The 25,959-nt window shown below is 62.3% G+C and carries 26 protein-coding genes and 1 tRNA gene; 11 read left to right on the forward strand and 16 right to left on the reverse strand.

Features of this window, described 5'->3' with window-relative positions:
• Positions 1 to 2: 2 nt before the first annotated feature.
• Both HBNXHr_RS04865 and HBNXHr_RS04870 read right to left on the reverse strand, forming a co-directional pair.
• A complete protein-coding gene (locus tag HBNXHr_RS04865; protein WP_275883371.1) occupies positions 3 to 839 on the reverse strand; it encodes an ABC transporter permease subunit in 837 nt (278 codons plus the stop codon).
• Position 840: 1 nt separating this feature from the next.
• Positions 841 to 1,746, reverse strand: coding sequence for an ABC transporter ATP-binding protein (locus tag HBNXHr_RS04870; RefSeq protein WP_275883372.1), 906 nt, complete (start codon positions 1,744 to 1,746; stop codon positions 841 to 843).
• Between the two features lie 253 nt (positions 1,747 to 1,999).
• On the opposite strand from HBNXHr_RS04870, the gene HBNXHr_RS04875 reads away from it, so the two are divergent.
• Genes HBNXHr_RS04875 through HBNXHr_RS04885 form a run of 3 tightly spaced genes read left to right on the forward strand, consistent with a single transcriptional unit; the run spans position 2,000 to position 5,184 of the window.
• Positions 2,000 to 3,049 (forward strand): hypothetical protein, encoded by a 1,050-nt coding sequence (locus HBNXHr_RS04875; protein ID WP_275883373.1) that lies wholly within the window; start codon positions 2,000 to 2,002, stop codon positions 3,047 to 3,049.
• 6 nt (positions 3,050 to 3,055) lie between these two features.
• A complete protein-coding gene (locus tag HBNXHr_RS04880; RefSeq protein ID WP_275883374.1) occupies positions 3,056 to 4,675 on the forward strand; it encodes a nickel-dependent hydrogenase large subunit in 1,620 nt (539 codons plus the stop codon).
• Complete coding sequence (locus HBNXHr_RS04885; RefSeq protein ID WP_275883375.1) at positions 4,672 to 5,184, forward strand: hydrogenase maturation protease; 513 nt, start codon at positions 4,672 to 4,674, stop codon at positions 5,182 to 5,184. The genes HBNXHr_RS04880 and HBNXHr_RS04885 overlap by 4 nt, the downstream gene beginning before the upstream one ends.
• Before the next feature lie 35 nt (positions 5,185 to 5,219).
• Here the strand turns inward: HBNXHr_RS04885 and HBNXHr_RS04890 are convergent, their stop codons facing one another.
• A complete protein-coding gene (locus HBNXHr_RS04890; protein ID WP_275883376.1) occupies positions 5,220 to 6,059 on the reverse strand; it encodes an ABC transporter permease subunit in 840 nt (279 codons plus the stop codon).
• Entirely contained in the window at positions 6,056 to 6,970 is a 915-nt protein-coding gene (locus HBNXHr_RS04895) for an ABC transporter ATP-binding protein (protein WP_275883377.1), read from the reverse strand. The genes HBNXHr_RS04890 and HBNXHr_RS04895 overlap by 4 nt, the downstream gene beginning before the upstream one ends.
• A 129-nt stretch (positions 6,971 to 7,099) precedes the next feature.
• Between HBNXHr_RS04895 and HBNXHr_RS04900 the strand changes: the two genes are divergently transcribed.
• Both HBNXHr_RS04900 and HBNXHr_RS04905 read left to right on the forward strand, forming a co-directional pair.
• Entirely contained in the window at positions 7,100 to 7,444 is a 345-nt protein-coding gene (locus tag HBNXHr_RS04900) for a helix-turn-helix domain-containing protein (RefSeq protein WP_275883378.1), read from the forward strand.
• Complete coding sequence (locus tag HBNXHr_RS04905) at positions 7,441 to 7,809, forward strand: hypothetical protein (protein ID WP_275883379.1); 369 nt, start codon at positions 7,441 to 7,443, stop codon at positions 7,807 to 7,809. Before HBNXHr_RS04900 ends, HBNXHr_RS04905 begins: the two co-directional genes overlap by 4 nt.
• Positions 7,810 to 8,384: 575 nt before the next feature.
• Here the strand turns inward: HBNXHr_RS04905 and HBNXHr_RS04910 are convergent.
• From HBNXHr_RS04910 to HBNXHr_RS04925, 4 genes are all read right to left on the reverse strand, one after another.
• A complete protein-coding gene (locus tag HBNXHr_RS04910; protein WP_275883380.1) occupies positions 8,385 to 8,750 on the reverse strand; it encodes a DUF5615 family PIN-like protein in 366 nt (121 codons plus the stop codon).
• Positions 8,731 to 9,024, reverse strand: coding sequence for a DUF433 domain-containing protein (locus tag HBNXHr_RS04915; RefSeq protein WP_275883381.1), 294 nt, complete (start codon positions 9,022 to 9,024; stop codon positions 8,731 to 8,733). The genes HBNXHr_RS04910 and HBNXHr_RS04915 overlap by 20 nt, the downstream gene beginning before the upstream one ends.
• Positions 9,025 to 9,579: 555 nt before the next feature.
• Positions 9,580 to 10,134 (reverse strand): CBS domain-containing protein, encoded by a 555-nt coding sequence (locus HBNXHr_RS04920; RefSeq protein WP_275740013.1) that lies wholly within the window; start codon positions 10,132 to 10,134, stop codon positions 9,580 to 9,582.
• Between the two features lie 216 nt (positions 10,135 to 10,350).
• The gene (locus HBNXHr_RS04925) at positions 10,351 to 10,647 is read right to left on the reverse strand and encodes a DUF5785 family protein (protein WP_275740015.1); all 297 of its coding nucleotides are present in this window, start codon (positions 10,645 to 10,647) and stop codon (positions 10,351 to 10,353) included.
• A gap of 181 nt (positions 10,648 to 10,828) precedes the next feature.
• Here HBNXHr_RS04925 and HBNXHr_RS04930 point away from each other — a divergent pair, with 181 nt between their 5' ends.
• The 3 genes from HBNXHr_RS04930 to HBNXHr_RS04940 all read left to right on the forward strand — a co-directional run bounded on the left by HBNXHr_RS04930 (position 10,829) and on the right by HBNXHr_RS04940 (position 13,536).
• On the forward strand, positions 10,829 to 11,887 hold the full coding sequence (locus HBNXHr_RS04930; RefSeq protein ID WP_275740017.1) for an NAD(P)-dependent glycerol-1-phosphate dehydrogenase: 1,059 nt from the start codon (positions 10,829 to 10,831) through the stop codon (positions 11,885 to 11,887).
• Positions 11,888 to 11,938: 51 nt separating this feature from the next.
• Positions 11,939 to 12,997: a glycosyltransferase family 4 protein gene (locus tag HBNXHr_RS04935; protein WP_275883382.1), complete on the forward strand. Its 1,059-nt coding sequence runs from the start codon at positions 11,939 to 11,941 to the stop codon at positions 12,995 to 12,997.
• A gap of 155 nt (positions 12,998 to 13,152) precedes the next feature.
• Positions 13,153 to 13,536, forward strand: coding sequence for a hypothetical protein (locus HBNXHr_RS04940; RefSeq protein ID WP_275740021.1), 384 nt, complete (start codon positions 13,153 to 13,155; stop codon positions 13,534 to 13,536).
• A gap of 184 nt (positions 13,537 to 13,720) precedes the next feature.
• Here the strand turns inward: HBNXHr_RS04940 and folP are convergent, their stop codons facing one another.
• From folP to HBNXHr_RS04970, 6 genes are all read right to left on the reverse strand, one after another.
• A complete protein-coding gene (gene folP, locus HBNXHr_RS04945) occupies positions 13,721 to 16,162 on the reverse strand; it encodes a dihydropteroate synthase (protein ID WP_275883383.1) in 2,442 nt (813 codons plus the stop codon).
• Positions 16,163 to 16,249: 87 nt separating this feature from the next.
• Complete coding sequence (locus tag HBNXHr_RS04950) at positions 16,250 to 17,662, reverse strand: hypothetical protein (protein ID WP_275883384.1); 1,413 nt, start codon at positions 17,660 to 17,662, stop codon at positions 16,250 to 16,252.
• A gap of 29 nt (positions 17,663 to 17,691) precedes the next feature.
• Positions 17,692 to 18,561 carry a hypothetical protein gene (locus tag HBNXHr_RS04955; protein ID WP_275883385.1) on the reverse strand — a complete coding sequence of 290 codons (870 nt, stop codon included), beginning with the start codon at positions 18,559 to 18,561 and terminating at the stop codon, positions 17,692 to 17,694.
• A gap of 133 nt (positions 18,562 to 18,694) precedes the next feature.
• On the reverse strand, positions 18,695 to 20,275 hold the full coding sequence (gene purH / locus HBNXHr_RS04960) for a bifunctional phosphoribosylaminoimidazolecarboxamide formyltransferase/IMP cyclohydrolase (protein WP_275883386.1): 1,581 nt from the start codon (positions 20,273 to 20,275) through the stop codon (positions 18,695 to 18,697).
• 101 nt (positions 20,276 to 20,376) lie between these two features.
• On the reverse strand, positions 20,377 to 20,760 hold the full coding sequence (locus HBNXHr_RS04965) for an OB-fold domain-containing protein (RefSeq protein ID WP_275740031.1): 384 nt from the start codon (positions 20,758 to 20,760) through the stop codon (positions 20,377 to 20,379).
• Positions 20,757 to 21,920 carry a thiolase domain-containing protein gene (locus tag HBNXHr_RS04970; protein WP_275883387.1) on the reverse strand — a complete coding sequence of 388 codons (1,164 nt, stop codon included), beginning with the start codon at positions 21,918 to 21,920 and terminating at the stop codon, positions 20,757 to 20,759. Before HBNXHr_RS04970 ends, HBNXHr_RS04965 begins: the two co-directional genes overlap by 4 nt.
• 342 nt (positions 21,921 to 22,262) lie before the next feature.
• On the opposite strand from HBNXHr_RS04970, the gene HBNXHr_RS04975 reads away from it, so the two are divergent.
• The 3 genes from HBNXHr_RS04975 (at position 22,263) to HBNXHr_RS04985 (ending at position 24,582) form a co-directional block, all read left to right on the forward strand.
• Positions 22,263 to 22,847, forward strand: a complete 585-nt coding sequence (locus HBNXHr_RS04975; protein ID WP_275740035.1) for a 2Fe-2S iron-sulfur cluster-binding protein — start codon at positions 22,263 to 22,265, stop codon at positions 22,845 to 22,847.
• Between the two features lie 93 nt (positions 22,848 to 22,940).
• Positions 22,941 to 23,013: transfer RNA gene (locus HBNXHr_RS04980), tRNA-Arg, on the forward strand.
• A gap of 963 nt (positions 23,014 to 23,976) precedes the next feature.
• Positions 23,977 to 24,582, forward strand: a complete 606-nt coding sequence (locus HBNXHr_RS04985; protein WP_275883388.1) for a hypothetical protein — start codon at positions 23,977 to 23,979, stop codon at positions 24,580 to 24,582.
• A gap of 71 nt (positions 24,583 to 24,653) precedes the next feature.
• On the opposite strand, the gene HBNXHr_RS04990 is transcribed toward HBNXHr_RS04985, so the two are convergent.
• Positions 24,654 to 24,863 (reverse strand): hypothetical protein, encoded by a 210-nt coding sequence (locus HBNXHr_RS04990; protein ID WP_015788359.1) that lies wholly within the window; start codon positions 24,861 to 24,863, stop codon positions 24,654 to 24,656.
• Between the two features lie 256 nt (positions 24,864 to 25,119).
• Complete coding sequence (locus tag HBNXHr_RS04995) at positions 25,120 to 25,851, reverse strand: DUF1028 domain-containing protein (RefSeq protein ID WP_275883389.1); 732 nt, start codon at positions 25,849 to 25,851, stop codon at positions 25,120 to 25,122.
• Between the last annotated feature and the right edge of the window lie 108 nt (positions 25,852 to 25,959).

A 25,959-nucleotide genomic window follows, 5' to 3' on the forward strand; every position in this document is an offset into this window, starting at 1 on the left:
CCCTACAGATCGGTCGTCTGGAAGCGCCAGTACCCAGCGGCGAGCGGCAGGACGATCCACGCTACCACGACGATCGCGGCGAAGACAGGCTCATGATACCAGGGGAGACTCTCGCCGACTTCGCCGGCCGCGAGCGGGACCGAACCAACGATCTCACTGAAGACTGGCTCGGCGAGGTTTCGGAGCGCGGCGAACGGCGACAGCTGGATGAAGACGGCCGCCCACTCCGGCTGTGGCCCGCTCGGCATCGAGAGCCCGTTGAGCAGGTACCGGACGCCGCTGGGGATGACCGTCCACAGTTGCATGACGAACAGGAGGAAGACGCCGAAGGAGCCCCCGGCCGACAGCGTCGTCGATCTGGTGAACGTCGAGATCCCGAGCGCGATCGCGGTGAACACCACCGACAGGAGCCAGATCATCGCGAAGGCACCGGCCAGCGCGACCGGATCGACCGGCGCACCGCGGACGGCCACCACGAGCGGCGCGAGGACGAACACCGCGACGAGGACGACCGTCATGACGGCCATCCGACCGACCAGACTCCCGAGGACGATCGTCCGCCGGGAGAAGGGCAGACTCAACAATACGGAGAGTTCGCCGGTCGCCCGCTTGCCGACGATGTCGGCCTGGCTGATCGTCAGTGCGACGATCGGGGCGAGAATAGCGAACACCGACAGCAGGAACATGGCCGTTTGGCCGGGGGAGACGAACTCGGGATTGTCGCCGACGATGTAGCCGATGCCGAGGGCGAACAGCGACAGTATCCCGAGCAGGTAGTAGAGCTGTCTATCGCGACGGGCATCGTCGAAGTCCTTGCGGGCGATCTGCAACCACCGCATCTCAGGCACCCCCCGTGTAGGCGGCGAACAGATCCTCTAAGCTCGCCTCGCTGGTCTCGATGTTCTCGACAGTTGCACCTGCTTGTTGGCACGTCCGGACGACCTCGGCCTTCGCGGGGTTCTCACACCCCGCGACGAGGGAATCCCCGTCGACGCGGACGGACGTGACTCCCTCGATGGCTTCGATGTCCTTGCCCAATCTGCCGGGCACGATATCGAGCGTCACGGTCATCTCGCCGGTCGTGCCGGCCGCCTCCCGGAGGCCGTCGATGGAGTCGACGGCCACGAGGTTGCCGTAATCGAGAATGCCGACCCGATCACAGACCGCCTCGACCTGCTGGAGGATGTGGCTCGAGAAGAATACGGTCGCGCCGCGTTCGGCCTCGGCACGAACGATCTCGCGCATCTGGCGCGCGCCGTTGGGGTCGAGGCCGGTCGTTGGCTCGTCGAGAATGAGCAGATCGGGCTCGCCGACTAAGGCCATCCCGAGCATGAGCCGCTGGGTCATCCCCTTCGAGTAGCCGCTTGCGGGTCGATCGGCCGCGTGATCGATGCCGACCCGCTCGACGATCCGGTCCGGGTCGTCGTCGGCGTCCTTGGCCTCGATCGTGAACTCGACGTGCTGGCGGCCGGTCATCTCGCCGAGCGGACCGAACCGTTCGGGTAACACGCCGGTCCGTTCCCGGACGGCGACGGTCTCGTCCTGTGCGTCCATACCGAGTACCTCCGCGTGACCGGCCGTCGGGCGGGCGTGATCGAGCAGGATGTCGATCGTGGTCGACTTCCCCGCGCCGTTGGGGCCGAGAAAGCCGAACACCTCGCCGTCCTCGACGGTCAGGTCGACTGATTGGAGGGCTGTGACGTCACCGTACGTCTTGGTGACGTCAGTAAGGTCGATGGCGACCATGGCCGCTCGTTCCAGGGGGCTTGTTATAAATTCCGTGGTGTTGTGGTTGGCTGTTCCCGGTCGGCCCGTGACACCACAACCGGAGACGAACACGACGATTGTGGCCCTGTTGTCGTGCAGGCTGGGGCCCGATGCTGGTTTTCTCCGGGATCACAGCGGTAGTGTTTCTTCTTCGACACGAACCGTAAGATATATTATATTTATCTTTGAAATACCATATTGATAGTCAAGATCTATTGGGGGAACTAGACACATGTCGAATCCGAATCCTGAAACACAAGATGACGCGATTAGTGGGTCGACAACGCGCCGGGGCTTCCTGCAATTCGCCGGTGGGGCCTCGGCGGGAACGATCATCGCTGAACACGTCGGGGAAGTCCAAGCCGCGCTTCAGCAGGTGACCGAGGGTGATCGTGAGGTGGTCTGGCTGCAGGGCCAATCCTGCAGTGGGTGTACCATCTCCATGCTTCAGAGTCCACATCCGGCCCTAGAGGATGTCATCAGCGAGTTCCGCGTGGCAGTAACGTTCCATCCCACGCTCATGACCGAGGCGGGTGAGGCCGCCCTCGACGCATTGAGCACCGATCCGGACGTGCTGATCGTCGAGGGGGCGATTCCCGCCGGGATGCCCCAGGCCGCGACCGTCGGTCACACTGACGAGGGCCACCGCAAACCTGTCCTCGATTGGGTCGAAGAATTGGCCCCGCGGGCCGAGTATGTGATCGCCGTCGGCAACTGCGCTGCCCGTGGCGGCTGGCTAGCGGCCGGCCGCGGACGGGAGCTGTACGACAGGGAGGACAACGTGACGGATGCCCACGGGCTTCAGTTCCAGGGCCGCAACCGGGAGGGCATCCTCGATCCGGAATTCACTGCCGGAGCCGGGTTGCCGGTCTTGAACCTGCAGGGGTGCCCACCCAACCCAGACAACATTCTGTTGACCCTAACGATGATTCTTACCGGGAATCCGCCGGAACTCGACGAGTACAACCGGCCGGTGACGTTCTATGAATCGGACGGTGGCCGTCGACGGCACGGGCGTTCTAACCGCCAGGAGTCAGCCAGCAACGACAGCCGCCCACGGCATGGGCGGTCTGGACGCCAGGCGTCAGCCAGTAACGACAGCCGCCCACGGCATGGGCGGTCTGGACGCCAGGCGTCAGCCAGTAACGACAGCCGCCCACGGCATGGGCGGTCTGGACGCCAGGCGTCAGCCGGCCAGGGAACCCGTCGACGATGCGTGCATTCTGGACGTCAGGAGTCGGCTGAGCGGACAGACAACACCGACGTCACCGAAACGAGGTGACCTCATATGCCGGAGATAACGATCAATCCGACGACGCGTATCGAGGGCCATCACGCGACGACACTCGATGTCGAGGACGGCGTCGTACAGGACGCAAAGAGCCACATGGAAATGTTCCGTGGCATCGAGTCGGTCACGCTCGAACGCCCCCCGTCAGCTGTCCCGGATATCACGGGAAAGGTCTGTGGTGTCTGTTTTACCTGTCACAGACTGACCTCCTCGCGGGCGGTTGAAGACGCCGCGATGGCGGCCGGCGTCTTCGACGGCGTCCCGCGGAACGCCCATCTCCTCCGGGATGCGATGGAGGGGATCTTCTACTTGTGGAACCATACGATCCATCTCTACGCGCTGGCCGGGCCGGACTACAGCGATGCCGTCGCAGGAACTGGCCTGACGCGCCTCGATCCCATGGAAGGCGAGGGCTATCTGGAAGCGATGGACCACCAGCGCACGCTGATGCAGGCTTTCGCCGAGTTCGGCGGTCGCGTTCCGAATTCGCTGACCTACGTACCGGGGGGGATGTCCGCCAATCCCGACGCCTCGACCATTCAGTCGGTCAAAGACCACGTCGCGTCGGTCAGCGAGTGGATCGGCCCGACTGACGCTGTCCCCGAGGTGATCGAGAACGTCCGAAACGGGGAGTTCGAGCCATCGGTCGGTGCTGGACTCCATGACCTCGTCGGGCTGTTGTATGCTGCCGCCGAGGAAGGTGCGGCGGAGTACGGCGTCGGTCCCCGTCGGTACTATTCAAACGGCGTGTTCCGCCTCCCCGAACGTGAAGAGTTCCTCTTCAAGCGCGGGATCTACCGCGACGGGTCGATCGAACCACAGACCAAAGCGGAGATCCTCGACGCGATCACCGAAAGTACGGCCCACTCGTGGTACACCGATGATTCGGCTGGCCGTCCCGCTTCGGCCAAACCGCCCGAACCCGCCCCCGGGAAGGACGGGGCCTATTCGTGGGGAAAAGCACCGCGCTACGAGGGCCAGCCCATGGAAGTCGGTCCCCTGGCACGGCTCGTGATCTCGGATATCGATCCCTTCGACTTGCGGGCGGAGTTGGGCGGGGCGAGCGCGGCGAGTAATACGCTCAACCGTCTTATCGCCCGTACCCAGGAGATCCTGCTCGTTCGGGACAACGTTCTGGGACTGCTTGATGCGATCGAGCCCGGCGACCCCTTCACAGCCGAGTGGGACGACGACTTTGACGGGCAGGGCGTCAGTCTGTTCGAAGCCTCCCGGGGCGCACTCTCACACTGGGCCGATGTCCGGAACGGACAGATCAATCAGTACCAGATCGTCACGCCGACGCTGTGGAACATGGGGCCTCGCGATAGCGACGATACCCCAGGGCCGCTCGAATCGGCGCTGGTCGGCATGGAGGTCGAGGACGTGGAGACGCCCCTGGACGTGATGCGGACGATCCGATCGATGGACCCGTGTCTGGCCTGCTCCGTCCACCTTCAGACGCCGACCGGCGAGTACGAGACAGTCCTCGAACCGGCTACGCCGGGGGCCGTCGGCAAGGAGACAACCAACACGTCTGAGGACACCGACGTGATGGATAAATCCGCGAAATCGGACGCGACGAACGAATCTGGTGGCAAAATCACGGACGACCGATGACGTTGTTCGATGAGGACGAGTCGGACGTGGCGGTCGTCGGCGTCGGTAACGCGATCATGGGCGATGACGGTGTCGGCGGGCGAGTGATCCGCGCACTACAGGACCGCGCCGACGAACTGACTGATGGAGTTCGCCTGTCTGACGCTGGCACGACTGGCATGCTCGCCCTTGAAGCGATGAGCGGCTGTGAGCGGGCGATCGTGGTCGACGCTATCAGCGCCGATGGCGAACCGGGCTCGATCTATCGTTATGAGCTCACAGACGGAAGTTTCGACGGCCAAGCCCCGCCGATTTCGATGCACGATGTTTCCTTCTGTGAGGGCCTCTCAGCCGGCCGGAACGCATACGAATTGCCCGCGGAGATCCTGGTGATCGGCGTCGAGCCTGCACGCATCGAGCTATCCGTCGAATTGAGCGAGACGGTCGCCGAACGGGTGCCCGAAATCGTCGACCTGATCCTTCGGGAACTGGACCGCGAGCCAGTCGACGAATCGGTGGTCCGGGCGTGACCGCAAATTGAGCGTATTCGAACACTCCCGGCCGATCAGAGGTCCGCCCGCGAGAACTGCCAGTAGCCGATGGCTGCCGGGACGACGAGCCAGAACAACAGGATGAGCAGTGCCGTCACGGGCGTCCCATAGAACGTGTCGATACTGTTTGCCCCCACCATTTCCGACGGATAGTCAGTCAGCGTGGCGAGGGCCACGTTGAGAAGCTCACTAAATGCGTTGCTCGGCGGGAGTCGCAGCACGATATACATCCATTCAGGACTGCCCTCCAGGACGATCTGTTGGATCAGAGAGAATATCAGGCCCCACGTGAGTTCGAAGACAATGAAATATCCAACGGCGACGGCCGTTGCGACTCCCGCGGAATCGGCCACAGCTGACATCCCAACGATGAGGCTTACGTATGTCACGCTCAACAAGATCATGCCGAGGATCAACACGGCGGCCGGAACGACCGGTGCCGTCCCGGTCATGACGCCGCCAACCGCGACACCGAGTATCAGCGACGCAATGGCCGGGATGAGCAATACACCGCTTCGGCCCACGATCTTGCCGAACACGACATCGCCGCGAGTGTGCGGTAGCGACAACAGGATCCGTAGGCTGCCGCTCTCTCGCTCGCCGATGATCGACTTATGACAAATGATCACACCGACGAGCGTGACAAACAGCGAAACAGGAGAGGAGACAAACACGACCAGTCCCAGGCCCACGTCCTCTAGCATGGGTAACGTCTCCATCATCCCGTCCGTGTAGTAGCCGAAGAAACCGGCAACGGCGACGGAGAAGACGCCGAAGATTGCTGCAAGCGCCCAGAACATCCGCGATCGGATCGCGTCATGGAAGTCCTTGCGGGCGACGACTTGCCAGCTCATGCCGTCTCACCTCCCGTGTAGGACATGAACAACTGTTCGAGGTCGGCTTCCTCCGTCGAGAAGTCCGCGACGCTGACGCCCTCGGATTCGAGAGTGGTGATAACCGACGTCTTCGCACCGTCTGAAACCGACGCGATCAAGGTTTCTCCCTCGACTTGGAGGTCTGAGACGCCTTCAAGCGCGCGGACTGCTTCCCGTGCATCGTCGGTCAGGCCCTGGACGGTCACCCGGAGCGTCGTCTCGGCACCGACCGAATCGCGCAAACCGTCGACAGTGTCGACGGCGACCAGTTCTCCCTGCCGGAGAATGCCGACGCGATCACAGACGGCTTCGACCTGGCTCAGAATGTGACTGGAGAAAAACACCGTTGTCCCACGATCCGCCTCCTCGTGGACGATCTCACGCACGTCTCGAACGCCTGATGGATCGAGCCCCGTCGACGGTTCGTCGAGAATGAGCAGGTCTGGATCACCGACCAGTGCCATCCCGAGTGTCAGGCGCTGTTGCATCCCTTTGGAGTAGCCGCCGGCCTTTCGATCGGCGGCGTCGGCCAGGCCGACTCGTGAGAGTATCTCGTCGGGATTGATATCGACACCTTTCGATTCGGCGACGAACTCGATGTGATATCGTCCGGTCAACCGCTCGTAAATCTGATATCCTTCCGGAAGGACACCCGTCCGGCGACGGATCTCCTGGGATTGGTCCTGTGCATCCATGCCAAGCACTGTCGCGGATCCGTTCGTCGGCCGGACGAAGTCCAGCAGGATGTTGATCGTGGTGGACTTCCCTGCCCCGTTGGGTCCGAGGAAGCCGAATATCTCGCCTTCCTCGATGCGGAGATCGATTCCGTCGAGGGCGAGAATATCGTCTCCATAGCGCTTTCGTAATCCGTTCGTTTCGATGGCTGTCATAGCGACCGGCGATACACCGGACATGGTCATATAGGGACACCCCGGACTTCACCGGTTGAAGTCCATCGCATGATGAAAGGTGCGTTCAAATGATATTGATTTAAGTAATGATCCGGAGTAGCCGGGAGTGTGACCGACGAGGAGGTACTGGAGGACGTCGCATCCCTCCTCGAGGACGACTGTGCACGCGGGATCCTCGCGGCGACGAGTACGCGGCCCATGACCGCAAAGGAGCTACAGGAACAGTGTTCGGTTTCAGGGCCGACGATCTATCGCCGGATCGAGGATCTCACCGAACTGGATCTGATCGAGGCCAGCACTCGGCCCGATACTGACGGAGGTCATCACGAACAGATGTATGTTGCGACTCTCTCGGAAGTTTCGGTGCGGCTACAGGATGGATCGTACGAGGTCACCGTCGACCGTCGAGAACCGATCGCCGACCGCTTTACGCGACTGGTGGAGGAAATGTGACCGTGATCCCCACTTATCCCCCCCGTCAGACTGGCGAAGTTCCACTGCAAAGTGCAACGACGCCGTCCGGCTTGGTGGAGTTGTTACTGCTTGCCGCAAGCGTTACCACAGTCGTGATCGGTATTGCCATAGCGTACGTCGCGTTCCGTGGCTATCGACGGAACAAAAGCCGCCAGATGCTGTTCCTTGCGATCGGGTTCGTTCTCGTAATCGCGTTTCCCGGGACGGCAGAGATCCTGCTGTATGTTCTTACGGTTGTCTTGGAATTCCAACTCCCGATCAACAAGCTGTACCTTGCGGGAATTATGCAAGCTAGTCAGCTTCTCGGCATGGCATCGATCCTCTACGCACTGGTCAAGCGCTGAGCGTGTTCCTTGCCTGTGGGACACAGCAAGACATTTTTGCGGTAATTCTGTGGGCGATGTCTCGATCTCGTCGCGCACACTGTCCCATGAACCCAGCTCCCGCCATGACATCGTTTTCGATTCACGCGGAACCGCTCCGTTTCCTCGTCTCAACTTATATATAAATTTAACCCATAGGACGGAAGTGAAATCGGCGTGCATCCCGGCATCCACAGGCTGCCCATACGACCAAGCTTGCCACTGGCAAGCTTGGTGGATAGGGCAGTGGTCTTCGTTCGATGATGGAGCCGTCTCTTGACCAGTCGGTCTCCGGTTCACTCTCAAGAAGCGAGGCCAGCAAGAGGCGAAGCCCTGACGCAGGCTTTTGGTCGAGCTTTTGCAAGTGAGCAGCGCGGGACGCGGCGCGTCCCGCGGGCTGTACGGGCGACTCGCGGGTCGCCCGTACAACGCAGCGAACGCTGCAAACAGTCGTAGTGTACGCCCGGAACACTACCGGCTGAGTTTCTACTAGTAGGGTCGCTAAAAGTGTATTAGGGCGTCTGAGTGACTCGTTCCCACAATATCAATACAATCGGTCAGATCCATGGATCGAGTTCTTCGTGGCCGCCGAACACATCTCGGTTCGGATACGTATCGACCATCGAAATAAGACCAGCCGCAACCAGATACGCAGGCATCGTATCGTCGTAGAGCAAAACGATACTAGCGTGAGCCCCTGGCGGTAACCCACCGAAGTCTTTCACATCACTCGTCACAATAATCAGTTGGTTGTCCCGTGCGTACGGGAGAATATCTTCCTCGTCGTCAGCACCCTGCCAAAGGGCATCGCGGACGTGCTCGGCGTGAATCCCTTCCTTTTCCAGATACGTTGCTGTCTTTGGATCGATATTCTCGTCGAGGAGGAACTGCCACCCAGTCATCTCAGGCAGTGTCCGGGTCAACACCCTCGGGTCGGACGATCGACTCGCGGAAGTCTTCCATGGCGTCGTCACGTTCCTGCTCTACGGTACGCATTTCTCGCGGGTGGTCGTGATAGTACGCCAGCGCGTGATAGATGTCGGCCACATCGAGATCGTACCGATCCGCAATCGCTTCGGGAGCTTCACTGCGTTCTTCGACGAGGCCGTACACCTGACGGACGCTGATTCGTCTCCCGTGGATATGAGGTTCACTCATGAGATCGCGGGCGACCCGCCGGGTGTCTCTCTCAGCCATATCTAATAGTGTGAACTACTCCCGCAAAAACGTACTGTTGATTGGAAAGAGTGTGTATCGAGTTGTTACGGACATACCCAATGCGGATTAAGGCATTTCACTACTGGAGCCGTCGAAAACGTCGGATACGGGACCAAAGAGAGTTCGAAACATTTTGGTCGAGCTTTTGCAAGCGAGCGACGCAGTCGCTCGCGCAGTAAAAGGTCGTAATGTACGCCCGGAACACTAACGACCGGCCTCATCCCTGGCGGCGTGCCGGGTTGGCCGGGAAACCCTCGTGCCGGGCGGGAGATCCCGCCAGGGATCTCCGAATGCGCGACCGGCGGTAGCCGGGAGCGCGGGGGACACCGTTCGGTGTCCCCGGATGCCGAGACGGCGAAGCCGTCGAGGCGGGAGATCCCGTCAGGGATCGCCGAGCGTCATGACGGCGAAGCCGTCGAAATATCACGTGCCCGGGTTCGCCGCGCGGTCATCGCACCCCTGTGGGTACACTCGGGCGGGGACTGAGGCACGTGTACTCGACTTACCACCGCATGGAGTAAAGCCCTTCGCGCTTTAGACATCTCGGCAGTCATTACAGAGTAGCTGTCCGTTAAACGACACGAGGTCGCTGGTCAGCGCCCCGCATCGTTCACAGATTCCCTGATTGGAGTAGCCGGCATCCGTTTCGGCAGTCCCTTCGGTTCTTGCGGGTTCGAGATTGCCGTTGTTGGGCTCTGCATCTCGACTGAGTGCAACGGCGCGTACCAGGTCGTCTTTGGTGATGACCCCGGCGACGTCATCACTTTCGTCGGTGGCGATCAGCAATGAGACGGAACTCGAAAGCAACTGATCGGCGGCCGATTCGATGTGATCGTCGATGTCGATACGCGGGACCGTCGCGTCCATCGCGTCCCGAACCGTGGCAGACTCCGGATCTTCCGTCTCCAGTAGCTGCTCAAGTACGTCCCCGGTAGACACTGTTCCGACGGGATCGTTCCCCCGCAGTACGACAGCACCGTCGGTGCGTTCCTGTTGTAGCAAGCGCCCGGTCTCTATTGCCCCATCGGACTCGCTGACGCCGACGTATTCTCTCGTCATCACCTCCCGCACACTGTTCGACCCATTCATACCCATCACTTTGCTACGTTGACTCTAAAAGATACCTGCGCCACGTTTAAGTCAAGAGAGACCATATGTCAGAGGTTACCACCCATACAACGCCACCGATCTTTCGGAAGCGGGGTCCTGTTCGGGCTGGATTTCGCGATCTACAATTCGATGTTTAGCGGGCCGTGCGAGGTTACAGAAGGGTACTGACCGGCGCGAATCAACTCCCTTCCCAAGTCAGGCGTGCTCACGTTCAAGGGGCCAGTAGTCGGCCTCGCGCATCGCCTCGCCGACGGCCGTGTGGAACGCGGGGAAGTCCTCGAACTCGGCGGCCTCGACGTGTTCGAAGATGTCGGCCACACTGACGACCTGTTCGTGATCGATCCGAACAGGGTGGTCGCCGTAGGTTTCGAGGAACGCGTCGGTCGAGACGGGAAAGTCCTCGGCGTCGAGTTTCTTTGCGATGATCGCCTGTCCGTACTTGCGTCGCCCCTCGCTTCCCGCGTCGCCGTCGGGATCATGCGGCCAGTCCATATGCGAACACTCGACCGGTTCGGACAAAAGGATTGTGTGGGCTCACAGTCCGGCCACAAATGCAGTGTTTACCACGCGGTAGTCCGGGGGAGTCCTGCGGGGGCGACGTTCAATCTCCGGGCGGTACCGGCATGAAGACCGACCGCAAAAGATTATCAGTCCTGCCGGCGAGGGTGGTGATATGTTCGAGAAGTCGACGTGGATCCGATTGCCCCGGAACGTCCTCGTCGGACACGATGTCCTCGATCGGACTGTCGAGGCTGTCGAGGAACTCCACCTTACGGGCAGACCGCTGATCGTGACCGGCGAGATTCCGCGCGAAGTGGCCGGCAACGCCGTTCGCGAGCAGTTCGCAAACCGCGGCCACGAACCGGCGGAGGTCCTCGTCGACGAGGCGAGTTTCGCGGCCGTCCAGCGCGTGATCGACGCCGCAGAGGACGCCGACGCGGATTACCTGATCGGCGTCGGCGGGGGCAAACCGATCGACCTCACGAAGATGGCCGCCGACGAACTGGGCGTGGGCTTCGTCTCGGTTCCGACGGCCGCCAGCCACGACGGCATCGTCAGCGGGCGCGCGTCGGTCCCCGAGGGGACCACGCGTCATAGCGTCGCCGCAAACCCGCCGGTCGCCGTCGTCGCTGACACGGGGATCATCGCCGACGCACCCTGGCGACTCACCACGGCCGGGTGTGCCGACATCATCTCGAATTACACTGCCGTCAAGGACTGGGAGCTCGCGCGTCGACTGCAGGACGTCACCTACTCGGAGTACGGCGGCGCACTCTCTCGGATGACCGCCGAACTCCTGGTCGAGCACGCCGGCTCGATCAAGCAGGGTCTCGAGGAGTCGGCCTGGATCGTCGTCAAGGCGCTGGTCTCCTCCGGGGTCGCCATGTCGATCGCCGGCAGCTCCCGGCCGGCATCGGGTGCCGAGCACCTCTTCTCCCACCAGCTCGATCGACTGGTTCCGGACGCGGCGCTGCACGGACACCAGGTCGGCGTCGGCTCGATCATGATCGAGTACCTCCACAGCGGCGAGCACGGCGAGTGGCGGGACATCCGTGACGCGCTGGCGGCGATCGGTGCGCCAACGACGGCAGCCGAACTCGGCATCGACGCGGCGACCGTGATCGAGGCGTTGACCACCGCTCACGAGATCCGCGACCGATATACGATCCTCGGCAACGGGATGAGCGAACCCGCTGCCCGCGAGGCGGCCGAAGTCACTGGCGTCATCTGACCCGCCGGTGAAGACGGGGCCTTTTTGACACCCCGCGTACTCATCGCGGGTATGCGGGTCGCCTTTGTCTCGATGCGGACGGTCCGTCATCGGGACACGGATGGGAACCGTCGGCTGGAACGTCTCGCAGGCAGCCTCGCCGACCGCGGCCACGACGTGACCGTCTTCTGTGCGGCCTGGTGGGACGACCCGGCCGATCGCCGGGAGGTAGACGGCGTCACCTACCGCGCGGTGACCGTCGCGCCCGCTCGCGCCTCCTTCGGTGCGCGTCTCCCCGTCTTGCTCGCGCGATATCGCCCGGACGTCATTCACGCTCGCCTGTATCCACTGGCAGGGGTGTTCGCCGCAAGCGCGGGTGGGACGCTCGCGCGTGCACCGCTGGTGATCGACTATTATGGTGACGAGGGGCTCTCGGAGTCTCGTCCTCTCAGGCAGGCGTTCCGTGAGGCAACGACGGTGATCACGCCGTCGGAACTCGTCAGGACCCGCGTCCGGGAGCAGGGAATCCCGGACGAACGAACGACAGTGATCCCGGACGCGATCGACTTCTCGCTGGTTTCCGAGACGGTACCTGCCGAGGAGACCGACGTCGCCTTCGCCCACCGACTCGACGACTCGGCCAACGTCGAGAGCCTGTTGCTCGCGCTGGCGGAATTGCGCAATCGGGACTGGAGCGCGACCATCATCGGTGACGGCCCGCTGCGAGCCGACTACGAACGCCAGGCTGCGGACCTCCGGATCGACGACCGGATCACCTTCGCCGGCGAGTGTTCCCGTGCCGAGCGCGTCGCGATCTACCGCGGTGCCCACACCTTCGTCCAGACCGCCTATCGCGAACACTTCGCCCGCGAGTTGCTCTGGGCGCTCGCGGCAGGGTGCGTCGGCATCGTCGAGTACCAGGCCGAATCGAGCGCCCACGAGTTGATCGAGAACCATCCGCGGAGTTTCCACGTGACCGATCCTCAGGAACTCGCCGATGCGATCGTCTCGGCCGGCGACATCGAGCGACGGACGATCGACGACGCCTTCGAATCCTACGACAACGACGCGATCCTGGAGTCGTATCTCGACCTTTATCGCCGAGTGCAGGAGTCTCACGGGTTGTTCTGACGTCGGTTACGGTTGCTATAGGTCCGATATCGCTTGGAGAACGATCGAGCCGTTTGTTTCAGGCCGCATATCTTGTACAGGTGGTTGCTCAGACTTCCCTGGCCGAATCGTCACAGCCAGACAAAGTATTTACCGAAGGCAGATTTTGAATCAATATGGTAGGTCCCCTTTCACGAAGAGAGTACCTCCATTTATCAGGAGTAGCAGCGGTAGCCTTTTCGGGTTGTCTCGGGTTTGAGAATAACGATGTACCTGACTTAGCGATTTACAACTACCGGAATCAGGAAAGTACAATTACCACGGTGGTTACTCGACTTTCCGACAACCGGGAGATCCTAAACAATACCATCACGATACCGAAAGATGGCAATCACGCATACGAAAATCCAATCAACAGCGAAGGGCTACATCAAATTCGGGTGTCCATTGAGGACGGCCACGAAGACCAGTATGAATGGAACACCCCCTCGGATGAAGCAAATGGCCTTCATATTACGATATATGAGGGAAATATAGAATTTAGTGAGGTTGTGGCGTGATTTCACAGTCCTGACCGGAAGCTCGGCTTGAGAGTGGACAAATTTGACACCATCCTCAAACTCACTTATTGCTGAGGTAGCCGAGTGGTACGCGAGGCTCTGTACCCGCCGATTCATCGACTGTCTGGGTGAGAAAATAATGTAGGGATTTCGATACGTTTCCCTTCACAGATATCTCACCGGATCAATCCTCAAACGATCCGGGATCGTCCGCTGCCTCCACGATGTCGACCGCTGCGACGTTCGCCGCCACGTCGTGCACCCGGATCACGTCCGCACCGCGCTCCGCGGCGAGTGCCGTCGCCGCCACCGTGGGCTCGTAACGCTCATCCGGGCCTCGATCGATCATCTCGAACATCGACTTGTGCGAGTGGCCGACCAGCAGCGGACAGCCGAGCGCTTCGAACTCTCCGAGGCGATCGAGAACTTCGAAGTTCTCGGCGTCGGTCTTCCCGAAGCCCAGGCCGGGATCGACGAGGATCTGAGAGCGATCCAGACCGGCCTTCTCGGCGAGCAGGACACGCTCGGTCAACTCCTCGATGACGTCCTCGACCACGTCGTCGTAGTGGACCTCGTGGTCTGGATCGACCGGCGTGTCGATGGAGTGCATCACGACGATCGGGACGTCGTGTTCGGCGGCGAGGTGAGCCATCGCCGGGTCGTCGAGCCCGGTGACGTCGTTGAGGATGTCCGCGCCGGCCGCCAGGGCGGCCTCGGCGACGTCGACCTTCCGGGTGTCGATCGAGATAGTCATGTCCTCGCTTGCGAGGCGCTCGATCACTGGAACGACCCGATCGCGTTCCTCCTCGACTGGGACTGGGTCGGCTCCGGGGCGGGTGCTCTCGCCGCCGACGTCGACGATGTCGACGCCCGCCGCGATCATCTCCTCGGCGCGCTCGATCGCCTCGTCGACGGCGTTGTGCTCGCCGCCGTCGTGGAAGCTGTCGGGCGTGACGTTCAGGATGCCCATGACCGCGGTGCCATCCTCCCAGGGGTAGCCGCGCTCGTCCGGCGCGACGCCGATCTCGAGGGATTCTCTGATCTCGTCGGCAAAGGGCGAGAGGCCGTAGGGCTGGCCGTCGAGCTTCCCGGCGAGGCGCTTGAACTGCGCGAGCGTGCCCATCATGACGGCGTCGACGTGCTCGCGATCCTGGTCCCCGAGGCCGGAGACCGCACACTCCCCGCCGAGCGAGAGCAGCTCCTCTTTGAGATACTGGGCTTGCCGTGGCTGGACGCGGGTCTTGAGCACGCGATGGACGCCCTTGCCACGCATCCGCCAGGTGCCGGCCTCGGTGACGTGGGCACCTTCGAGGACCGCCTCGGCGTCGGGGATCGATTCGACGCGCTTGGGGACGTTCGGTCGCGTCCAGCGCGTCCGGGCCTCCCGGACGGCATAGAGCGATCCCGAGACGAGCACGGCGTCGTCCGGCCCGGCTGCGTCGAGCGTATCTGCGAGCGCGCCCGCGACATCCGAGCGCGTCCGGACGTCCGCTTCCGTCTCGGATTCGAAAGCGTGGGCGACCACCTGCTCGTCCTCGGCGCGGTCGACGTCCGGGTGGGTGGCGGTGACGTGATCGGGAGCCGGAAGCGCGTCCGCGATGCCGTGGTGGTCCTTGTCGCACATCGCGCCGACGACCAGGTACAACTCGTCGTACTCGAAGGTGTCGAGCGTCTCGGCGACACGTTCGCAGCCGCCGGGATTGTGAGCGCCGTCGAGGACGACTAAGGGCTCGCGATCGAGCACCTCGAACCGGCCCGGCCAGTGGGCGCGACGCAGGCCGGTAGCCAGTGTTTCGTCAGCCACGTCGGCGACCTGTCGTGCGAGGGCGGCCGCGACACCGGCGTTGCGTGCCTGATGCTCGCCCAGCAGTGGGAGTCGCGTCTCGACGTGCCATTCTTGCCCCGACAGCGTGATCGGACTCTCGATCCCGTCGCGTCCCCCGTGCTCGACCGTCAGGTCGGCGTCCTCGTCCGGGCTCCCTATACGAATGACGTCCTCGACTTCGTCGTGGATGGCAGCCAGCGCGTCGCCGGTCGCGGCCGTCACGAGCGGCGCGTCCGTGGGGGCGACGGCAGCCTTGTCCCGGGCGATCTCGTCGACGGTATCGCCCAGGAGGTCGGTGTGTTCGAGCGTGACGCTCGTGACGGCGCTCGCGATCGGGTCGACGACGCTCGTGGCGTCGTAGCGTCCCCCGATCCCCACTTCGAGGATGGCGACGTCGACGTTCTGGCGGTCGAACTCCCAGCACGCCAGCGCGGTCAGCGTCTCGAAGAACGTCGGCGAGTCGCCGGCTGCGGCCCGGTCGGTGGCGTAGGGCTCGACTTCCTCGATGAATTCGACGAGCGCCGCTTTCGGAATCTTCCGGCCATTCACCCGGACGCGCTCGCGAACGTCGTCGAGATGCGGCGAGGTGTACAGCCCCACGTCGAGGCCCGCCTCTCTGAGGACGGCTTCGAGCATCCGTGCGGTCGAGCCTTTGCCGTTCGACCCGGCGATCTGGACGGCCGAGATCGACTCGTGTGGATCGTCCAGTGCCGCAAGTAACTCGCGAGTGGCGTCAGTCCCCGGTCTGGGGGCAAACCGCCGCAGATCGAAGAGAAAGTTTGCGGCCTCGTGATAGTGCATATCTGTGGGAACCGGTCCGGCGCGTTTTAGGTTATCGGAGTCTGTCGGCTCTCGAAACAGCGGATTGACATCCGGGGCTCGGGCTTCTCAGTCGTCCGCCTTCGGCAATTCGATCCGTATTTGTCCGGCGTCCGGAGACGTGACGGCCGTGTTGTCGACAAGGCTTTCGTTGCCCAACAGGAGCACGGTTATTCGGTCGGTTGGACTGTGGAGGGTCGCCGTGGCGTTTCCGAGCGACCAGCCCTTCTCCAGTCGGTCGCCACGTTCGTCGAGGAAGTTCCGGAGCGCCCGCTCGAACTCCGTCGCGTTCGCCGCGTCGTCCCATCGGAACGTCCAGGCGTAACTCGAATCACCCCCTGACGTCGGCCGGAGATAATACAATCGATCGACTCCCCAGCCGGCGGCCGCTTCAGCCGCCCGATCTGGAGCGACGCCGTTCTCCAGAGCGTACCGGACGAACGCCTCGCCGAGCCGATCGGAGCCGCCGGACCGCCAGGCTCCGCTCGCATTGACGGTAACGTTCAGCTCCGCGGGTGGTTCCGCATCCGGCGCGTATCCGTGGATGACCTGCTCGCTCGTCCGTGGTGGGTTCTCGAAGACAGTATCGAGGTCGGCAGGATCGTCGATTCGGTCAGCCACGTATCGGTAGCCAAAGGCGTACTGGCTGAAGCCGTATCGGTCGATCTCACCGGGCGACACTGCCGCAAGGAGCCGGTCGTACAGCGGGGCCGTCGGCTCGGTTCGGTTGCCGTGCCGGGAGAGGTAGGCGTCCGTCGTTAGAATCGTCGCTCCCTCACGGACCGCCCGCACGACGTAGCGCTCGTCGGTAGTCCGGCCAAGCTTCGACTGGAGGGTCGTGACGCGGTCCAATCTGAGGTTGATGTAGTGGCCGAACTCGTGGGCGAGGACCCACTCGGTACTTCCCGGATCGCCGTCCGGACTCTTCAGAATGTAGATGAACCCGCTGTTGAACGTGAGGCCGTTCTCCATGCGCTCGAACGCAGTCCCGTTCAGTCCCTCGCCCGGCTCGAGACCCAGAAGCTCGTAGAATCGGGGGACTCCGGCGGTACCGCCGCCGAGGACGTCCGCAAGCTCGCTCTCGTTTTCGAGGACGGTCACCTGTTCGGGCGCGGTTACGTCGCCAGCCATGACGTCCCGGACGTCAGCGAAAATACGATCGGCGGACAGCGACAGGTTCCCACCCGCAACGGCGATGGAGTTGTTCCCGTCAGTCTCGTTCGGCGGTGGAGATTCTGTCGTTTCGGCAGGCGTCGATGTCGGTGACGCGGAGTCTGTCGGCTTCGTTCGGTCGGTATCGGCTGTGTGTGTCTCTGTGGGCTCTGGTTCGGCAGTGTCGGCGTGACTGTCCGACGGCGATACGTCCGGGTTTCCGGTCCCGGTTCCGTCGGGACCGATCACGGGGGCCTGACAGCCGGCGAGGGCGACGAGTGCAGTCACCACGGCGAGGACGACCGTTCGTTTTCCCCGTCGCGGAGACATCGCTGACCGAGGCATGTTCTCTCGCTCTCTCAGTTGGCGGTGCTGTTCAACGACACGGCCGAGTCAGCTCCGTCAGGGAGTGTTACAGTCACTTCCTCATACGATAACTCGGTCGTGATCGTCCGCTCGAAGTCGACGGGCTGGCCCTGGATCGTCTGCGTGCCGATGACCGTCCGATCGACACGGAGCGGGCGTTTCGTCTCGGTATCGATCCAGAATGTCGACGTCACGTTGGTCCCTGCAGAGACAGCCTGGGAGGCGTTGGCCGACAGGTTGAGGCTGGATCGAATCGCGTCGTTTAACTTGGTGGTGTTGACGTCGGCCGCGACGCGATAGGTCTCGGTCCCGTCGACGGTTGTCGCCTCGACCGAAGAAAGCGAGGCACTGTCGAGCGTAAATTCGTACCGCCAGAGTTGATCGCGCAAGTTGAACTGTTGCGTAAAGTTCTCCGAAACGTTCTCCGTGACCCATTCGGAGCCGTACCGCTGGACGTACTGATCGCTTCGCTGATAGAGACGCTCGTCGGAGAGATACGTATCGATCACCGTTTCCGTGCCCAACTGCGTCACTGTCCGATGGGATTCCAGTGCTTTCGCGTCTCGATTTGCCGCGTATTCGATCTCGATGTTCGTCGTCACCTCCTGGTTGTTCGTCGTCTGTACCGTGGTGACGTTCTGGGCCATTCGATAGGAGACGACGTCGCTCATCGCCTCGATCGTGTCCGCCTGTAGGGTCGCCGTATCGATCTGGACAGGAGTGGTGGTCTCTACCGGTTCGGTAGTCGACTCAGTCGGTTCAGACGTTTCGATCGGCGTGTCTGTATCAGTCGTTTCCCCACTGCACCCCGCGAGGACCACGAGGCCGGCGAGGGCCAGGAGGACAAGCCATTTTCTTCGCATCAGTCTACGTAATCCTCTCCGTCAAATACCTAAAAAGGATCGTATTTCTATTCTATCGAAACGGTTGCCACGTCGTTTCCAATCCCGCGCTACAGGTAGACCGAAGCCGCTGGCGATCAGGGATTTCTCTCCGCTAGTCGTGCCGGAACGCTCGCGAGCCGGTGAATACCATCGCGATGTCGAGTTCGTCGGCCCGCTCGATCACGTCGTCGTCGTTGACGCTGCCCCCAGGCTGGATGACCGCCTCGATGCCTGCCTCGTCGGCCGCGTCGATGCCGTCCGGGAACGGGAAGAAGGCATCGGAGGCCATCACGGCCCCGTCGGCATCTTTGCCCTCGGCGTCACTCGCGGCCTTCATCTTCGCGATCTCGACGGCGTCGACCCGGGAGACTTGCCCGGCACCGACGCCGACGGTTTCCGTCCCTTTCGCGAAGACGATCGCGTTGGACTTGACGTGTTTGATCGTCTGCCAGGCAAAGCGCATCGCTTCGAGCTGTTCGTCGGTCGGCTCGCGCTCGGTGACCACTTCGAGATCGTCCTCGGTGACTGTCTGGAGGTCCCGATCCTGAACCAATCGGCCGCCGACGATCGGCTTCTCGGTCAGGGGGTCCGTGGGATCGTACTGGTTGCTGACATCCAACACGCGGAGATTGTCCTTCTCGAAGAGCACGTCCAACGCGTCGTCGGTGTACCCCGGCGCGACGACGACCTCCTTGAACGACTCGATGATCTGTTCGGCCGTTGCGGCGTCACACTCACGATTGAGGGCGACGATGCCGCCGAAGGCGCTCTTGGGATCGGTCGCCAGCGCATCGGCGTAGGCCTCGCTGATCGAGTCGGCGACCGCACAGCCCGCCGGGTTGGTGTGCTTGATGACTGCGCAGGCAGGATCGTCGAATTCCTTGACGAGGTTGAGGGCCGCGTCGGTGTCGTTGTAGTTGTTGTAGCCCATCCCCTTCGCCCCGTCGTTGAGCTGGGGGGCGTCGACGACGTTCGCTTCCTCACAGGTTCGATCCGCGTACAGCGCGGCGTCCTGATGGGGGTTCTCGCCGTAGCGCAACTCCCGGACGCGGTCGTCGCTCTCGATCCGGCGCTCGGGATAGGCTCCGCCGTCGTCGCCTTCGACGGCGACCGTGCCTTCCTCCCAGTCGATTTCGACGCGATCCTCGGCGAACCACTGGATCGCACGGGGATAGGCTGTGAACTCGCCCTCGTAGAGGACGCGCTCCTTGAGATCCTCGACGGTGTCGCCCTCCCGGACGGGGACCGGCTCCTGGGTGACGATCGGGCCGTCGTCGACGCTCTCGTCCACGACGTGGACGGTACAGCCCGTCATGCTGACCCCTGCGTCGAGAACGTCCTCGTGAACGTCCATGCCCTTGAACGCGGGCAGGAGTGCGGGATGGACGTTCAGTGTTGTCGGTGTCTCCTCGAGAATCGTCTCCGTCAGGATCCGCATGTATCCGTCGAGGGCGACCAGATCGAACTCGTAATCGGCGAGTGCTTCGAGGACGCGTTGCTCGTGGGCTTCACGTGACTCGCTCGCCTCGTGCTCGACGACTTCCGTCGGGATACCGCGATCCTGGGCTTTCTCCAGGACGGGTGCGTCGGCGTCGTTCGTCAGGACGACGGACAACTCGGCCCCTCCCGGCGTGCGGTCGGCGAGGTTCATGAGGTTGCGACCTCTGTTCGAGGCCATTCCGGCTACCTTCATGTGCGAGGAGGGGACGGCACGGAGCAAAGTAGTTGCGGAACGTCGGAGTCTTGAAAATCTGAACGCTGTCGACACGACCCGAAGCGAAGACCGACTCTGCGTTATTCGAGATCGAACGCGATGTAGCGCTCGCCGTTCGTCTCGCTGACGTCAGTGCCGATCGAGACGGTGTCGCCGACCTCCACGTCTTCGCTGTCGGCGCGAACCTGACCGGTCAGGCGGACGTCGCCGAACTCGGCGATCCCGAGGACGAACGGCACGTCGTCGGCGAACTCCGGCGTCGGGACGTGCGTGACGTTGTACGTCAGCAGCTCGCCCGTCTCGGCCAGCGGTGCCTCGCCGAGGTCGTCGGTTGCACATTCCGGGCAGAGTCGCCGCGGCGGCAGTGAGGCGTGGCCGTTCGCACATTCGACGTAGTAGGGCTCGCCCTCCTCCAAGGCGTCCATGAAGTCGTCGTAGCCATCGTCACGGACTTCGTCGCTCATTGTTCCACCTCCAGAACGTGCACGACAGCTGAAGCCACTGTCCCACCGGCGTTGTGCGTGAGTCCGACTTCGGCGTCTTCCACGACGTCACTGTTGACGTGATCACCGCGGAACAGCTTCGTCATCTCACTGATCTGGGCGAGCCCGGTCGCGCCGACCGGGTGCCCCTTGGCTTTCAGGCCCCCCGAGAGATTGACGGGCAACTCGCCGTCGGCAGTCGTCTCGCCCTCGCGGGCGGCGGTGATCGCTTCGCCTTCGTCGTAGAGTCCCAATCCTTCGAGCGCCAGGACTTCAGCGATCGTAAAGCAGTCGTGGACCTCGAGGAAGTCGACGTCGTCTGCGTCGATGCCGGCGTCGGTGTAGGCTTCCGCGGCGGCGTCGGCCGTCGCGGGCGTCCAGGTGATCGAGTCGCGGTGCTGGAGCGCGAGATCGTCGGTCCCCTGGCCGGTGCCCGTGATCGATACCGGCGCGTCGAGGTCGTGCTCGGCGGCATAGTCTTCGCTGACGATGATCGCCGCGGCCGCGCCGTCGGTGATCGGACTCGCGTCAAAGAGTCCCAGCGGATCGGCGACCGGGAACGCGTCGAGGACCTTCTCGATCGTGATCTCGGTCTGGTACTGGGCAAGCGGGTTGTTCGCGGCGTTCGCGTGGTTCTTGACCGCGATCTCGGCGAGGTCCTCGCGGTCGCCGCCGTGGGTCTCGAAGTATCGCTTCGCCATTAGGGCGTACGCGCCGGGGAAGGTGATCCCGTGTTTGATTTCCCAGAGATCGTCGGCCGCGACCGAGAGCCCGCCGGTCGCGCCGGTGGTTCCCATGTTGTGCATCCGCTCGACCCCGCCGACGAGGACGATGTCGGCAGTGCCGGCACGCACAGCCTGAATGCCCTGTCGGACGGCCATCCCGCCCGAGGCACAGGCGCTTTCGACGCGCGTTGCAGGGACGTCCAACCCGAGCATTTTGGCCATCAACGGACCCATGTGGCCCTGGCGCTCGGAGAGTTCACCCATGAAATTCCCGAGATAGAGCGCGTCGATCTCTCCGCGGTCGATTCCCGCGTCTTCGATTGCTGTCTCGCCGGCTTCGGCGAACAGATCCCGACCCGTCCGGTCGGCCATTTCGCCGAACTTCGTCATTCCGACTCCAGCGATCGGTGTGGACATATATTTGTGATCCTCCGTTCGGTCACTCGTACGTCTCAGTGATATATTTTGAGTCCGACGGTTGTCGAACATTCACCGGTAAAACCGGTAGACGACGCCTCGGTCAATCGTTCCCCGCTGGAGACGAATGGGAGTGTCCGGTCACGTCACCGGCATTTTGCCCACCCCCGACGATTGTAGTAGCCCACACGGCCGCCCGTTCACTGACGGGTCCCGAGCGCAACCTCTACATATTGCGGAACCGTCATATCCCGGAAAAACACGTTGGGAAACGGGCTATACCGGGCCAAATTGAGCCTAACAACAGCTAATTAAACCCGTGTTCCGTACCGCCGTACATCAATGGTCGAGGTACTGGGCATCGCTCTCGGGATCGGATTCACGGTGACTGCGGTGTTATTACATTATGCGAAGGGGACCGGTTGGGAACCTGCCGAAGACATCTCTGCCGCGCTGCTGGAACGGCGTGGGGCCGCAGTCCCGGAGACGGACTTTCCGGAGCCGATGAACCGGTCGATCGGTGGTGGCGGCGCGGCAATCCCGGCGGGAGCGGGCGATGCAGACGGCGAACTCGCTGACGGCGAAGCCACGGAGGCTGATGCCGGGTTCGATCCCGAGGCCATCCCCGAAGACGAAGTCGAACACTACGAGATCGAATTTGCGAAGGAGGGTGAGACGATCGAGGTGGCCAACAACGAGACGATCCTGGAGGCCGGTGAGGACGAGGACTGGGATCTGCCGTACTCCTGTCGCCAGGGCCAGTGCCTGTCGTGTTCGGGCCACGTCGAGGACGGGGCGGCCGAGGACTTCGTCAAGCACTCGAACAACGACACGCTGAGCGAGGAGGAGATGGAAAACGGCTACTGTCTGACCTGCACGGCCCACCCGACTTCGGACTTCACCATCGAGACCAGCGAGACGCCCTGACGGCGGATCGCGTTGTCCCGGCGACCCGCTTCGTCGTTGGTCTTCGACTCAGTCCACAACCGTTTTATCCGCCTGTCCGGAACGATCCAGTGAGGGCGCGTAGCTCAGTGGACAGAGTTCTTGGTTCCGGACCAAGATGTCGAGGGTTCAAATCCCTTCGCGCCCGTGCAGCGAGTTTTCGAACGAAGTGAGGAAACGAGCGAACCGGCACGAAGGGATTTTGAATCAGGGAGTGGGAGGTGAGCGAGCGAAGCGAGCGAACGGGAGCGACTGTGGTTCAAATCCCTTCGCGCCCGTAACATTTTGCTGCGAGCATCCCGCGAGCAGCAAATGTGCCATCGAGGGGATTTGAACCCAGGCAGTCGCAGCCCGCGCAACGAAGTGAGCAGGAACGTCTGCATCCGGTTCAAATCCCCTCGCGCCCGTCCACCTTTTTACGTCGTCGGGGTTCCTCGCGCACCGTCGGACTCGCGTTGCTCGTCTGACGAGCCTTGCCTCGCTCCGCTCGGCAAGAAGCCTTCGGCTCGCTGCGGGAACCCGCTCTGCTCACGGACGCGAAGCGTCCGAATGCTCGCGGGCCGTGCGCGGCGCTACGCGCCGCGACTTCGAGGCGGTTGAAAAACCGCCTCGCTGCCCGCTCGCACTATCCGTGGGAGCCAAGCTCCCACGCTATTCCCACGGTCAGCGGGACTTTTGGTCCCGCTCGACTCGCAAAAAGCTGTCCTGCAGAGCAAAGCGAAGCAGGTCTCGGTAGACGAGCGAAGCGAGTCTACCGGTGGACCAAAAACACCTCGACCTCGCTGCTCACGGCTCCCGCTGGTCGCCGTTCGCAATTCCGAGGCTCTCCCTTCGTTCGAGCCTTGCAACACTCGGTCGAGAGAAACGGCTCGCTCTGCTCGCCGTACACTAGCATCTCTTCGCGCCCGTGGCGGATTTTTGCGGTCGTAATCACCCGACAGCATCGGGGTGATTTCCGACCGAACAGAGCGCCGGATGCTTTCGTTCGATGGACGAGCGGCCGAGTGGGTGTCACGAGTAAAGAACTTCCCGCGAAAGCGACACAACCTTCGCGACCGGTGTGATAATCCGATCGTAATCGATACAAGGCTCCCGGAAGGTGGGGTGACACATGTCCGAAATAGCGCGGACGTATTCGGCGGTGTTTGCCCCCGAAATCTTCGTGTTGCTCTGTAGCCTCTGTCTCATCGGATACGAGTGGCGCACGTCCGCCAGTAACTCCCTCGTGGGACTCGGCAAGCGTCTCGGAGTCCTTGGGTTTGGCTGGGTCGTGGCATTCGTCATCTATCAGGGGGTCCCGCACGTCGTGGGCCCACTCCCGGAGTGGGGGGCTGACGCAACGGGCAGTGCGGGGTTGGCCATCGGCATGCTGGCAATTTGGGCGGGGTGGCGCGTCTGGAACTGGGGGGACATCATGCCCGAGTTCGCGCTCCTTCTCGTGGCGGTGACGATCCCGCACCTTCTCATCACGCCGTTCTGGGATATTTCGAGCCACGTCCTGTATGCGATGGCACCGGCCGGCTACCTGTTGTTGGTTGATCGACGATTTGTTCCGCTCAGTATCGTGGCGCTCGGTATGGTCGTCGCTCGCCCACTCGCCGATGCACATACGTGGCTCCAGTCAATCGGCGGATTGGTGCTCGCATTGGCGTTCTTCATTGCTCTTGCTCGAGTCGGCTCTCGGGACGGGTCGACACTTGCTCTGGTCGGGGAGTGACGCCCTACGAGCACACCGGTATATCGTGCGGATTGCTTTTCCGTGAATCATTTCGGCGTCGCATCTGCTGGTCACCTACCGTCGCTGGTGTCCCGCAAATCACGTCGATTCAGCACGTACCAGAGAGAGACACCCAGTCCGATGACCGGAAAGATCCCGGCGACTGCGAACCACCGTAGATCGCCGTTCTCGGACCGTTTGACGTCGATCTCCATACCGACCCAGAGGAAAAACTGCAGGAGTAGCAGGACGATGAAACCCGAGGTCACGATACCACTCATTTCCGTGACTATTTTCGTTTGGATAGCTGATAAATATTCGTCACGGTGATGAGCGGTGTGCTCGGATCTGGCATGGGTGGGACAGGGCTCGCTTCGGAAAAACAACGAAGCGGAACTGACTACCACACTGATTGTGGCAAAGGGAGTATAGCCGGATATATCACTGGCTGTTGTGGCAATATTTTTCTTTCTAGCCCTGAATATTCACATTCGAATATTATCCCGTTTCCCGCTGAAAATATTGCCCCTATAACATTCATCCGGCGTCCTCGGTATTGTCCCCGTCGTCAGCGTCCTCGTACCGTTCGCGGGCCATCTCGAACCCGCGTTCGGCCTGTTCGTACGTCTCCCGGAGGTCCTTGATCGGCGTCTCGGTCGCGTCCACACGGAGGTCGTTGTAATAGGGGTCCATCGAGCGGTCTTCGGTCGTTTCGACGATCATCGCGGCGCTTTGGACGGGCAACTCCTCGCGTTTGTCGCCACCCTCGGCGTGCCCGGCCGCCAGCGCGTCGATCAATCGCGCCGCAAGTGGACGGTCGACGTCCGCGTCGGGGCCGAGTGGCGGCGCGCTGTCTTCGTAGGCAGTCGCTACCTCCTCGATGACCGACTCGCCCGTCAGGAGGTTCCCGGCGACGGTGAAATTGTCACCGACGCGGTCGCCATACCAGGGCTTGCACTCCTCGCCCGAGAACGCGAACTCCCCCGCTGTGCCGACGCCGTGGACCTGGCGCTGTGGCCGTCCGTCGTCTGCGCTGAGCAGCGCTTCGAGCGCATCCTCGACGGCAAGCCCGTCGTCGAGATACTCGACGCCTTTCCGGCCAAGTTCGACGTTGACGTGACTCTGGGTCGCGACGGCCCCGTGTTCGCTGGCGAACGGACACAGCGTTCCGACTCCCGGGAGACGTGTCGTCACGGCCACCCCGAATCGAGTCTGGTCGCTCCCGCTCTCGTCGGTGTACCGTTCGCGAACACAGATGCTGAACGTCATGTGTGTGGACTCAAGCGGCCGCCCCCTCAGTGTTTGGGACCGCTCCAGTGTCCCCGATGGGTCATTCCGTTCGAGTGGGTGACCACCGACCGGGAAGAAGCGGCAACA

The sequence above is a fragment of the Halorhabdus sp. BNX81 genome (assembly GCF_029229925.1).
In the GTDB taxonomy this organism is placed as follows: domain Archaea; phylum Halobacteriota; class Halobacteria; order Halobacteriales; family Haloarculaceae; genus Halorhabdus.